The organism is Billgrantia sp. NRB1 (assembly GCF_056921725.1).
The window spans coordinates 2,323,220-2,335,321 of record NZ_CM167783.1 but is presented as its reverse complement, the minus strand read 5'-3'; the positions used below and the strand labels follow the sequence as shown (position 1 = coordinate 2,335,321).

The window sequence follows — 12,102 nt, the reverse complement described above, 5'->3', positions numbered from 1 at the left end:
TATCTGGCGATTCGAGATGCGTGATGAACGCCAGCCTGAGGTGTCGCTGGGGAACATCCTGCAGATGAACCTGATCGAATTGAACAAGGCGGATCGCCTGGGATTGCCAGAAGGCCCGTTACGCGCCTGGATCACTTTCTTCACGCACTGGCAGGAGGAATTTACCATGGCCAAGGTTGCCCACGAACCGGTAAAACGAGCCATGAGCCGTATCCGCGAGCTCAGTGCGGATGAGGAAGCTCGCAGGCTGGCCTTTGTGCGGGAGCGCGCACTGCGGGATGAGGTGTCGTTGCTCAACGAAGCCAAGCGGGAGGGTGAACAGCGCGGCATTGAAAAAAACAAGCGTGAGACCGCCCGTAACCTGATCTCCCGTACCGAAATGGACGACGGCATGATCGCTGAGATTGCCGGGCTTTCGGCTGAGGAAGTGGCCCGGCTGCGTGCCGAGGCTCAGCACTGACGCTCTTGGCTGGATCGCCGACCGGCTCCACCAGTTGGCCGGGGTGTTCGCCATCGACGTGGCGGCTTACGCGGTGATGAGCAACCACTACCACTTGGTGGTGCGGGTAGATGCACTGCGGGCGGCGGAGTGGAGTGACGACGAGGTGCTGTGGCGCTGGACGTCGCTGTTTACCGGGCCGTTGCTGGTGCGGCAGTACCTGGAGCGCGGTGGAGAAGGGCTCGCACCCGGCGCAAGTCAGGCCGTGGCGCAGTGCGCGGCGACCTATCGAGAGCGGCTGGCGGATGTCTCGTGGTTCATGCGCGTGCTCAACGAGTCCATCGCCCGCCAGGCGCGGCATCTGAGAGGCAGGCGAGCGGCGCGTGAGGTGTTCGAGTGGCGGGTGGCGTGATAGTGATTTTCCTTGCGCCTGTGTAGTCCAAAAACTACACTGTGGCCATGCTTGATATCAAACAAACGGATACCTACCGAAAGTGGGAGCGCAAGCTTCGTGATCAGCGTGCCAAGGCCCTGATTGCGGCCCGTGTTTTCCGGTTGGCTAACGGATTGCCAGGTGATGTGAAGCCCGTAGGGCAAGGCATTAGCGAGCTACGCATTCACCATGGTCCAGGTTATCGCATTTACTTCAAGCAGCGCGGTGGCGAGATCCTCATTCTCCTGTGTGGTGGTGATAAAAGCACCCAGCACAGCGATATCGAAACCGCACAGCGCCTGGCAGCAGAGTGGGAGGCATCATGAGTGATAAGATATACGACTACGATCCGGCAGCGGCGTTGGAGAGCGAGCAAGCCATTGCCGTGTTCCTTGCCGATGCGTTGGAAACCGGAGATTCCGCCTACATTGCGAGGGCAATGGGTGTGGTGGCTCGTGCCAAAGGCATGACAGAGTTAGCCCGCGAAACCGGATTATCCCGTGAGCAGCTTTATCGTTCATTCAGCGAGCAAGGCAATCCGACGCTAAAAACCATGCTTGCGGTGATGCGTGCGTTGGGCGTGGACTTGACGGCGCGTCCACATGAGGAGCCGGCTGCATGACGGCAAGAGGAATTCACCATGGCCAGGATTGCCCACCGAACCGGTAAATCGAGCCATGAGCCGTATCCGCGAGCTCAGTGCGGATGAGGAAACTCGCAGACTGGCCTTCGTGGGGAGCGCGCAATGCGGAATGAAGTGTCGCATGTTCTGGTCAACGGCAGCGCCGATTCGTTGAAAGCTCTTGCCTGGCTATCGGCCGGATGTGATCTTCGTTGATGGTGTAGAGGGGGAGGTCTCCTTGACTGATCGCCTTTTGGGTCCGGGGTTTTCCTGGTACTTCTAGCGAGAACATCCCAGAAGGCCCTGCAGACCTCCATGGAGCCTCTGGTGCTACACTGGCGCTTCTGCTGCACCGTCGTACCTGGAGGCGCCATGTCCACCCCCGCTCGCAAGAAGCTGCCCATCGGTATTCAGACCTTCGCCGATATCATCGAGGGGGGCTACTACTACGTCGACAAGACGCCGCTGATTCATCGGCTGGTGGAGGAGGGCAAGTACTATTTCTTCTCGCGCCCGCGGCGCTTCGGCAAGAGCCTGACCCTGGATACCCTGGCCTGCCTCTTCGAGGGACGCGAGGCGCTGTTCCGTGGCCTTTATATCCACGACAAATGGGAGTGGCAGCGCCGCCATCCGGTGATCCGGCTGAGCTTTGGCGATGGCGTGCTGCAGAGTCGCGAGGCGCTGGATGTCCGCATCCGCGACCAGCTGTTTCGCGAGCGAGAGCGCCTGGGGGTATCGCTTACGCGTGAGACCGACATTGCCGGGGAGTTTTCGGCGCTGATTCGCGACGCCCACGCCCGGCATGGCGAGCGCGTGGTGGTACTGATCGACGAGTATGACAAGCCGATTCTCGACAACCTCATGGAGTCGGAGCGCGCCCGGGCCCTGCGCGAGGGGCTGAAGAATCTCTATAGCGTGCTCAAGGATGCGGACCCGCACCTGGCTTTTGTGCTGCTCACCGGGGTCTCCAAGTTCAGTAAGGTGAGCCTCTTCTCGGGACTGAACAACCTCAACGACATCACCCTGGATGCACCCTACGCCACGCTCTGCGGCTATACCGATCCCGATCTCGAGGCGGTATTCGCGGCCGAGCTGCCGGGTCTGGATCGTGAGCAGATCCGCCACTGGTACAACGGCTACCGCTGGGGCGGGGAGGCAGTGACGTCGGTCTACAATCCCTTCGATGTGTTGCTGCTGTTTCAGAAGCGTCAGTTTGGCCCCTACTGGTTCGAGAGCGCCACGCCCAGTTTCCTGGTGGAGCTGCTTCGGCAGCGCGGCGTGTTCACGCCTGCCCTCACTGCCTGGCATAGTCGTCCGGCGCTGCTGGGGCGTTTCGATGTGGACGATATCGCGACTGAGGCACTGCTCTTTCAGACTGGGTACCTGACGCTGCACGAGGTGCGCGAGGAGATTCCCCACCGGCCTTTCTATCGCCTGGGCTTCCCCAACCAGGAGGTGGAGATGAGCCTCAACGAGGCGCTGCTGCCGGTACTGGGGCTAAATGATGATGCCCAGGACGAGCTGATACTGCGGCTGCCGGGCCTGCTCAGGGCGGCAGACTTTGCGGGGCTGGAAACCTACTTCAAGGCGCTTTACGCCAGCCTTCCCCATGACTGGTATCGCAACAACCCCATCGCCAGGTACGAAGGCCACTATGCCAGCGTCTTCTACAGCCACTTCGCCGCCCTGGGGGTGCGGGTGGCGGTGGAGGATGCCAGCCACCACGGCCGAGTGGACATGACCGTGGAGGCCTTCGGGCACCTCTATCTGTTCGAGTTCAAGGTGGTGGAGCAGCTCCCCGAGGGGCGGGCCCTGGAGCAGCTCAAGGCACGCGGTTATGCAGACAAGTACCGGGACCGGGGCATGCCGATCCATCTCGTGGGCGTGGAGTTCTCGAGGGAGCAGCGCCAGATCGTGGCCATCGAGGTGGAGGAGTCATATGAGCCTGCGTAAGGATAGGGTGGGGTAGCGGCGCATGATGCAGCATGACTACCAGCGCGTGATCCATGAACTGCAGCTGGTCATTGAGGAGACCCGGCAAACCATCGACCGCTTCGAGGCCGCCGGCATGGACGAGCGCATGCCGGAGGATTACCGGCAGCTGCTCGCGATTCTGGATCGGGCCGTGAAGGACCAGCGAGCGCATACGCTGGCGATGCTGGGCAAGCCGGAGGCCTAGGAGCCTGTCGGACTTAACGCTAATCTGCTGCGAACCCCGGGCTTTCGGCCAATTTCATCGATCTGATTCGTTAAATAGCGCGCTATTCGCCTCATCAGATCGATAAACTTGTCTTGAAATCCGTGTTCCTCGCGACGATCGGTCAAACCCGACAGGCTCCTAGCGCGAGCTGGCTGAGCTCATCAGCTGCGTAGCGAATCGCTGCCGCTGGCCTGGGCGGCTCGGGTCACGATGTCATAGCGGCTGAGTGACGGTGTGTCATTGACTGTTACGCTGCCGCTGTTCCCCTGGCCGGCCTCACGGGCACGGTGCATGTCGTTGGCCTGCTGCGCCAGTTCCAGCTGGGCGGTCAGCAGGTACTGGCGTGCCTGGGCGGCGACCTGGTGATCCTTGGGCGAGGGGTCGGCGGGGGCCAGGGCGGCGCTGATGACCTGCTGCATCTTGTCGATGGTGGCGCGCGCATCGCCCGGTACCGGGCCGTAGTCGATGGGCACCTCGCCGGCTACGGCGTAGCGTTGGCCGTCCGGGCCGCGTTCGTACTGGTAGCTTGCCGCGCCGGTATATTGGCCGCCGGCAATCTGGTGGGCCAGTTCGTGCTGGCGCACCTCCCGGTCGGTGGTTTTCAGCTCTTCGAGCAGGCGCAGCTCCTCCTCGCTCAAGGTCTCGCCGTTGGGCTTCTGTGCCGTATCACTCTTGGCCACCTTGCCCTGGGCGGCTTCCTCGCTGGCCGTGGCGGAACTGTCCGGCTTGCCAGGCTCGCCGATCTGACGCACGCCGTCGGCCTGATGCCCGGGCTGGCTGCTTGGCTGGGCAGGCGCAGGCGTGAAAGAGACGGGGCCGATAACGGTGGATGCAAACATGGCGGATTGTCCGGTGGTTCGAGCTGATGAGAGCCGGTGGCAAGGGCCTAATGGGGTAAAGTATTAGCCAACCTGCTGCCAACGACAAGTGTGCCCATGCCAACCATCGACGTGGTGATCGAGCTCTCTGCCGAGGCCTGCCTCGCGCACTACGAAGGGCGGGTCGGTCAGGTGCATACCCATAGCCTGGACGGCCGCCGGGTGATCTTTCCTGCCGAGGCGCTGCGCCGGGTGGTCACCCGCGAGGGCGTCCACGGTGTCTTTCGCCTGCGCTTTTCGCCGGAAGGGCGCTTCGAGTCGATTCAGCGGATCGGGTGATCCTTTTCGATGGGGATTTGGTTTAGATCAAGCCGGGAGGAGCAAGTCGCAGGCGGCTTTCTGGTAGGATGGGCGCCATAGGGACAGGGGTTGTGTTCATTCTTGGTGCCGACACTGATGCGGTGCCCGCCACGCGATAGGCCAAATTATGCCTGCAGGGGTGAAGCAAGGAAGCGCTGCGAGGGTGCAGCAGAGTCGTCAGCTGGATTCGCTGGCGGAGCCGCCGGAGGCGAGTCATGAGCTGTTCGTTGGGTTGAGTTCGCTGCGGGATACGCTGACCAGCCGCTACCACTCCCGCGATTTTGCCTTTGCCCATGCCTACTACTTGCGCAGCCGTGTGCTGGCGCTGGGTATCATCTTTGCTCTGCTGTCGCCGCTGTGGATCGTGGTGGACTCGCTGGTGCTGCCCGCCGAGCTGCTACGGTATACCCTGGTGGGGCGGGTGATATTGATGTTGGGGCTGGTGGCGGTGCTGCTGCTGGCCATGTTCAGCCGGGACAGAATTCGTCGTATCCGCCTCTGCGCTGGCATGTTGCTGGCGCTACCCGCCGCGTTTTACGTGTTGGTGCTGTTGATGCTGCCGGCCGGCGAAATTCGCAATCTGGTGGGTTACGGCTTCATTCCTTTTCTGCTGGTCGCTGCGCTGAGCGTCTTTCCCTTTACCCTGCTCGAGTCGCTGCTGGCTGGCCTGGCCATGCTGGGGCTCCTGGCCTTCGCGCAGCTCCTCGAGGGCAGCTGGATGACCGGCAGGGGCGTGGAGGCCTTCTGGCTGCTCTCCAGCCTGCTGCTGGTCTCGCTGGCGGCCAATCATTTCCAGCTCAGCCTGCTGCTGCGCCTCTACCGCCAGGCGACCCATGATCCGCTCACCGGGCTGTTCAACCGCGGGGCCCTGGAGGTCCATCTGGGCAAGATACAAGCCTGGCAGCGGGAGATGGAGGGCGAGCAGCACTTAGGCGGAGCTCCCTGTTCGGTGCTGATGCTCGATCTCGATCACTTCAAGCAGATTAATGATCGCCACGGCCACTCCATCGGTGACTCGGTGCTGCGGCAGTTGGCGGCCATTCTCACCACCCAGACGCGCAAACAGGACTGTGCCGCTCGCTATGGGGGTGAGGAGTTCGTGGTCATCCTGCTGGGCAGCGATGCCGTTCGGGCGCAAGAGGTCGCCGAGCGGATCCGCTGCGCCGTGGCGCGCCATGAGTTCGTCGATCATGAGCAGCGCCGGGTACCGGTGACAACCAGCATCGGGGTCACCCAGCTGCTTCAGCACGAACCGCCCCAGGAGGCCCTCAAGCGAGCGGACCAGGCGCTGTATCAAGCCAAGCACCAGGGTCGCAATCGGGTTGTCAGTGCCGACAGACACCTAGCGACGCCGGCCTGACCGAGGTCATTTTGGGCCGCTTGCCAGAGCGTGGCGATCTCGCCGGAGGCGCTCAAGTATCGCGACGTCACGCCGATACCGATACCACCAACAATTCTTAAAGGTGGCGGCATGCCAAACAGTACGCGTCAGATGGCGTTGCAGACCTGGCTGATCCTGGTGCCGGTGATGCTGATCGTCATGGGCGTGATCAACGGAGCGGCGGTGTGGCTCATGCCGGCGGACCTGCATCCTCCTGTGGTCAGCCTGCCGCTGATGGTGCTGGCGGGCGTCGGGCTGTTGGCCATGCTGATGGGGTGGCAGGGGCTTGCCTGGCTAAGCGCTGCTGCGCTGCTGCTGATGGGGCTGCATGGTCCGCTGCTGGCGCTCTTCCCCGACTCTCCACTGCAGTACTGGCCGCTACCCATGACCTCCGCCACCAGCGTGGTGGTGCTATTGCTCTCGCTTTGCCTGCTGCTTGGCGTAGGCTCGCCGCGGGCCAGGTTGATATGGCTGGTGGCGGGCCTGATCGTGACCCTGGTGGGCGGGCTCAGCGTGCTGGGCGAGCTGTGGCCCGGTGCCATTGGCACCAGCCCTTGGGGCAGTGCCTTCTCCTCCGCCTTTACCGCCTTGCCGGGCCTGCTGTGTGGTACTGCCATGCTGCTGCTGGCGCGCGGTCGCCCCTCGAACGCCGCCGCCGTGCAGCGGGCCATGGTGCTTTCGATGGCCGGCGGGGTGCTGGCCAGCGGCCTGGCCTGGTCGGCGTTGACCTGGCAGCAGCATGATGCCCAGCGCCGCCAGGCGGATCAGCTGCTGAGCAATTTCAAGGTGGCGGCCGAGCAGGCGATGGATGCTCGTCAGCTGCAGCTCGTGCGCATGGCCGAGCGCTGGGAACAGCTGGGCGGCTTGCCCGACCCAGCGTTTCGCGAGCTTGAGCTCGAGGCCATTTTTCGTGATACCCCCAGCCTGGTGGCCCTTCATTGGCAGGATGAGCAGGAGCGTTTTCGCTGGGGGCGCCAGCGTGGCGACTCGCCGAACCTGGCTGAGTGGCTCGACCGTGACGGCGGCTGGCTGCTGGATTGGCTGGCCGTTGGCGGCTCATATCCGCGCTGGGTGCTGCCGGACCCCGCACGCCCCAGTTTGGCGCTGGTAGCGGTGCCTCTGCCCGAACCGGCGGCGAGCCAGCTGGTGGCGGTGATCGATCTGGAAATGCTGCTCAGCGAGGATGTCCGCTCCATCGTGACGCCCCTGATATTGACCGTTCGCCACGGGGCAGGCCGGCTACTTACGAATAGCGAGGATCACGGCGAGCCTGGGGCGGAGCTCGGCCGCGGGCTGCTGGTGCTGCCGGGCGGGATGACCCTGGAGACTCGTGGGCACGCGGTGGCCGCCGCGGCACCCAGCCTGGGCGGCCTGCTGCCGCTGGGCGTCGGGATCGGTGGGTTGACCTTGAGCTATCTGCTGGCGTTCAGTCTGGGGTTGGCGGGGGTCAGTACGCAGCGCTCCTTGACGCTTGCCATGACCCAGCGCCACCTCAGGGCGCAGCAGCGGGTACAGACCATGGTGGCCCAGGACAAGCCGCTGCCGGAGATCCTTCAGGCGATCTGTCGCCTGGTCGAAGCGCAGTCGCCGGGTGCGCTGTCATCGATCATGCTGGCCAGTCGCGATGGACAGCGTCTGGATCGGATCTTCAGCATCAGCCTGCCGAAGGCCTACCTGGAGGCGGTGAGTGGCGTGGATGTGCATCCCGAAGCGGGTGCCTGCGGGCGGGCGGCTCATACCCGTGACTTCGTGATCTGCCGTGACCTGGCGAGCGACCCGCTGTGGCGAGGATTCCATGACCTTACCGCGGCCCATGGGCTGCGGGCCTGCTGGTCCTACCCGGTGATCGCCAGCGACGGCCGACTGCTTGGCACCTTCGCCACTTACTTTCGCGAGCCGGGCGAACCCGACGCCAATGATCGGCGGCGCATTGTCGAGGCGGCCGAGCTGGTGGCGCTGGCGGTGGAACGGGAGCAGAACCGCCGCGCACTGCGCGAGAGCGAGCAGCGCTACCGTTCACTGTTTGCCTACCACCCGGATGCGGTGTTCTCCCTCGACCTGGAGGGGCACTTCCTCACCGCCAACTCGGCCTGCAGCGAGCTCACCGGCTATCCCCTCAAACGCCTGATCGGCATGCACTTCGGTTCCCTGATCGACACGGCAGACCGACAGCGCATCGAGCAGCGCTTCCTGGCCGCTGGCCGGGGCGAGGCGTTTCGCTATTCGCTGGAGGTGAGGCGCCGTGACGGGCACAGCGTCTTCGTTGATCTCACCAACCTGCCCATCATTGTCGACGATCGCGTGATCGGCCTGTACGGCATCGCCAAGGACATGACCGAGCGCCATGAGCGGGAGACCGAGCTGCGCATCCTGCAGCGCAGCGTGGAGGCGAGCATCAACGGGGTGGTGATCGCCGATGCCCGCGAGCCGGGTATGCCGCTGATCTATGTCAACGAGTCCTTCGAGCGCATTACCGGCTATCGCCGCGACGAGGTGCTGGGTCGCAGCTGTCGCCTGCTGCAGGGCAGCGAAACCGATCCCGCCGCCGTGCAGCAGCTTCGCGAGGCGCTCGCCCAGCGTCGCGAGATCAACGTCACCCTGCTGAACTATCGCAAGGATGGCTCGCCGTTCTGGAACAACCTCTTTCTGGCGCCGGTGCGTGATGGCGTGGGCGTGGTGACGCACTTCGTGGGAGTGCAGCACGATATCTCCGAGCGCAAGGCCTACGAGGCCAAGCTGGCGTTTCATGCCAGCCACGACGCCCTGACCGGGCTTGCCAACCGCTCGCTGTTCGAGGATCACCTGATCCACGACGTGCAGCTGGCGCAGCGTCATGACGGCTGCCTGGCGGTACTGTTCGTCGACCTGGATGATTTCAAGCCGATCAACGACAGCCTGGGCCACGAGATCGGCGACCAGGTGCTGATCCAGGTGGCGCGGCGGCTGGGCGATGAGCTGAGCCCCGGCGATACTCTGGCGCGCTTCGGGGGGGATGAGTTCCTGGTTCTGCTGCCGGAGCTTCGCCAGGAGGACGACGCGCTGTCGTTGGCCGAGCGGTTGCTGACCTGTATCTCCCGTCCCTATCGCGTGCAGGAACACGAGCTCTACCTGAGTGCCAGCGTGGGCGTGGCCTTCCTGCGCGAGGAGTTGGCCAACCCGGTAGCGTTGATCCAGCAGGCGGACATGGCCATGTATCGGGCCAAGCAGAAGGGGCGCAACGCCTGGGAGTGCTTCACCGGCGAGATCAACGATGAGGTGAGCTCGCGCATGGCGCTGCGCAACGACCTTCAGGAGGCCATCGAAGCGGGCAGCTTCGAGCTGCACTATCAGCCGCTGCTGAATGCCGATGACGGCAGCGTGGCGGGCTTCGAGGCGCTGGTGCGCTGGAAGCATCCGCAGCACGGCTATCTCTCGCCGGGGCTTTTCATCCCGCTGGCCGAGGATACCGGGCAGATCGTGCCGATCAGTGAGTGGGTGCTGCGCCAGGCCTGTCGTGACATGCGCCGGCTCGAGGCCGAGGGCCTGGGGCGCTATCGGGTTTCGGTGAATCTCTCGCCGCTGCAGTTCCATCGCCCCCATTTTCTTGCCAATCTGCAGCAGGCGCTGCAGGAGACCGGGCTTGATCCCGAGTGCCTGGAGCTGGAGCTCACCGAAGGTATCCTGATGAACGATACCGATGCCGCCATCGAGACGCTCAGGGCGCTGCGTGAGATGGGCGTCGAGGTCTCCATCGACGACTTCGGGACCGGGTATTCCAGTCTCAGCTACCTCAAGCAGCTACCGATCGGCAAGATCAAGATCGATCGCAGCTTCATTCGCGACGTGACTACCAGCCCCCATGACAGCGCCATCGTCCAAGGGATCATCTCCATGGCGCACCACCTTGGGCTCGAGGTCGTGGCGGAGGGGATCGAAGAGGTGCAGCAGCGCGACTATCTGGCGGCCCACGGCTGCGATGTGTTCCAGGGGTTCTATTTTGCCCGACCGATGCCGCTGGAGCAGCTGTCGCGCTTTCTGGTCGAGCGGCGTCCGGCGAGGGGCATTAAAGTGAGTCAGGCGACGGCCGATAGATAGGCTGCGAATTGAATGAGCGGTCAGGCTTGCCTGATCCGACGTGGATGAGACCAGGATGGCGCAGGTGCAAGACGATTTTATCCGGGTGACCAGCCCCGCGGAGATTGAATCCCTGCTGGATCTGATGATTGAGTCGGGCGGGGCTTCGCTGCTGCTCGACAAGCCCGAAGCGACGCCGCTCCCGGTGCTGCTCATGGAGCAGGAGACCGGCGAGTCGCTGGTGGTGGATATCACCGCGGTGCGGGAGGTCGCCGGTGAGATCAAGCGCGGTCTTGGCTTTCGCCTGCTGGGGCAGGTGCAGGGCAAGATGGTGCGTACCCCGCCCATCAAGGCGCTGGAGACACAGGCGGCGGATAGTCGGGTCACCTGTCACTGTGAGTATCCCCGCTATCTCGAGGAGTTGCAGCGCAGGGAGTCCTTCCGGGCCCGGCTGCGCCTGGGCATGGAGGTGGGAGCCATCGTGCGGGCCGACGATGAGGCCACGGTACAGGGCGATCTCCTCGATCTTTCCCAGGAGGGCTGCCAGCTCGAGCTGCCGGCGTCGGTGGCCGGGCTGCTCTCCAGTGCGCCGCACCCGCTGGAGGTCGAGCTTTGCTTTCCCAACGGTACGCGCTTTACCGTCAAGGCGTCGCCGCGGCACCAGAGCGTGAACACCGAGCGCCAGACCATGCGGGTCGGGTTTCGCTTTGAAGGGCGGACCGCCGACCAGGAGCGCAAGCTCTGGTTCTTCGTGCGGGAGATCGAGCGTGAGGCCTCGCGCCATGCCGACGAGGGCAGCACGGGGCGTCTGCCCTCGATGTTGTTTCAGGCTCAGGCCCAGGCCGTCTCGGCGCCATCGGTGGGGCGCCGCAACATGCTGGTTTACCCAACGCCCATGGCGCGCCGCCTGGCAAGGGTGGCCGGCTATCTGGATGCCCAGCTGCTTGAGCTGCAGGAGGAGGGCGACGTCGACCCGGTGCAACTCTCTCGGCATGCCGATTTTCTCCTGATGCTGGCCGACGAGGACATCGAAGCGCTGCTGTTCGCCACCCGCTGTCTGCAGCGCGAGCCGCTGCTGGTGCGCCACGGGCTTGCCGTGGCCGTGCATTTGCTGGCGCTGGCCGGCGGCAGCTCGGTACCTCGCGACGTGCGCAAGGCGTTGGCTGCCTGCGCCATGATCCACGATCTGGGCAAGGGCTGCCTTCCGGCTTCGCTGCTGACGGCCAAGGCGCTGTCGCCGGCCGAGTACAACCAGCTCAAAGGGCATGTGCCCGCGGTGCTGGAGCGTCTGACCCGCTGCCATTGGCTGTCCGCCAGCGTCGCCAAGTCGGTGGTGGGCGGCATCAACGAGCGCCTGGACGGCAGCGGCTATCCCCAGGGGGCGAGCAGTGAGCAGCTGCACGAACTCTCGCGGATGAGCGCGGTGGTCGATGTGGTCGATGCCCTGCGTCGCGATCGACCGGACCGCCCGGCCTGGCGGATCGACGCCGTTTACCGTCACTTGCTCAAGGCGCCCGGCCAGTTCGATCCGCGCTGGGTCAAGCGCTATATCCAGCGCTTCGGGCTGCGCCCGATCGGGTCGCTGGTGCGCTTCTCCGGCGGTGACATGGCATGGATCCAGCGCCTGGATCAGCAGGGGCGGCCCTTCCAGGTGCAGCTCACCGATACCGTCGAGCCGCCGGGCGAGGCCCTTGGCGAGGTGATACGCGGCGACGTGGTGGCCCGCCTCGGCGAGCCGGTGGAGGAACTGGCGGTCTCTACCTGAGCGCCCCGCTTGGTCGGCAGGTTTCAGCGAA

Annotated in this window: 11 protein-coding genes; 10 read left to right on the top strand and 1 reads right to left on the bottom strand. The window is 64.3% G+C overall.

Annotated features, from left to right (window positions below):
- Nucleotides 1–16 precede the first annotated feature (16 nt).
- The 6 genes from ACZIYR_RS10610 to ACZIYR_RS10585 all read left to right on the top strand — a co-directional run bounded on the left by ACZIYR_RS10610 (nucleotide 17) and on the right by ACZIYR_RS10585 (nucleotide 3,673).
- Nucleotides 17–460 (top strand): nuclease/transposase family protein, encoded by a 444-nt coding sequence (locus tag ACZIYR_RS10610; RefSeq protein WP_483526660.1) that lies wholly within the window; start codon nucleotides 17–19, stop codon nucleotides 458–460.
- Nucleotides 441–851: a hypothetical protein gene (locus ACZIYR_RS10605; protein WP_483526659.1), complete on the top strand. Its 411-nt coding sequence runs from the start codon at nucleotides 441–443 to the stop codon at nucleotides 849–851. The genes ACZIYR_RS10610 and ACZIYR_RS10605 overlap by 20 nt, the downstream gene beginning before the upstream one ends.
- A 47-nt stretch (nucleotides 852–898) precedes the next feature.
- Nucleotides 899–1,198: a type II toxin-antitoxin system RelE/ParE family toxin gene (locus ACZIYR_RS10600; protein ID WP_473033743.1), complete on the top strand. Its 300-nt coding sequence runs from the start codon at nucleotides 899–901 to the stop codon at nucleotides 1,196–1,198.
- Complete coding sequence (locus ACZIYR_RS10595; RefSeq protein WP_473033742.1) at nucleotides 1,195–1,494, top strand: addiction module antidote protein; 300 nt, start codon at nucleotides 1,195–1,197, stop codon at nucleotides 1,492–1,494. The genes ACZIYR_RS10600 and ACZIYR_RS10595 overlap by 4 nt, the downstream gene beginning before the upstream one ends.
- A 372-nt stretch (nucleotides 1,495–1,866) precedes the next feature.
- A complete protein-coding gene (locus tag ACZIYR_RS10590) occupies nucleotides 1,867–3,447 on the top strand; it encodes an ATP-binding protein (protein ID WP_483526658.1) in 1,581 nt (526 codons plus the stop codon).
- Nucleotides 3,448–3,469: 22 nt separating this feature from the next.
- Nucleotides 3,470–3,673 (top strand): hypothetical protein, encoded by a 204-nt coding sequence (locus ACZIYR_RS10585; RefSeq protein ID WP_483526657.1) that lies wholly within the window; start codon nucleotides 3,470–3,472, stop codon nucleotides 3,671–3,673.
- A gap of 182 nt (nucleotides 3,674–3,855) precedes the next feature.
- Here ACZIYR_RS10585 and ACZIYR_RS10580 read toward each other — a convergent pair whose 3' ends face one another.
- Nucleotides 3,856–4,533: a putative metalloprotease CJM1_0395 family protein gene (locus tag ACZIYR_RS10580; RefSeq protein ID WP_483526656.1), complete on the bottom strand. Its 678-nt coding sequence runs from the start codon at nucleotides 4,531–4,533 to the stop codon at nucleotides 3,856–3,858.
- A gap of 96 nt (nucleotides 4,534–4,629) precedes the next feature.
- Between ACZIYR_RS10580 and ACZIYR_RS10575 the strand changes: the two genes are divergently transcribed.
- From ACZIYR_RS10575 to ACZIYR_RS10560, 4 genes are all read left to right on the top strand, one after another.
- Nucleotides 4,630–4,851, top strand: coding sequence for a DUF2835 domain-containing protein (locus ACZIYR_RS10575; RefSeq protein WP_473033738.1), 222 nt, complete (start codon nucleotides 4,630–4,632; stop codon nucleotides 4,849–4,851).
- 184 nt (nucleotides 4,852–5,035) lie between these two features.
- A complete protein-coding gene (locus ACZIYR_RS10570; protein ID WP_473033737.1) occupies nucleotides 5,036–6,232 on the top strand; it encodes a GGDEF domain-containing protein in 1,197 nt (398 codons plus the stop codon).
- A gap of 111 nt (nucleotides 6,233–6,343) precedes the next feature.
- Complete coding sequence (locus ACZIYR_RS10565) at nucleotides 6,344–10,327, top strand: EAL domain-containing protein (RefSeq protein ID WP_483526655.1); 3,984 nt, start codon at nucleotides 6,344–6,346, stop codon at nucleotides 10,325–10,327.
- 55 nt (nucleotides 10,328–10,382) lie between these two features.
- Entirely contained in the window at nucleotides 10,383–12,071 is a 1,689-nt protein-coding gene (locus ACZIYR_RS10560; RefSeq protein ID WP_483526654.1) for an HD domain-containing phosphohydrolase, read from the top strand.
- Nucleotides 12,072–12,102 lie beyond the last annotated feature (31 nt).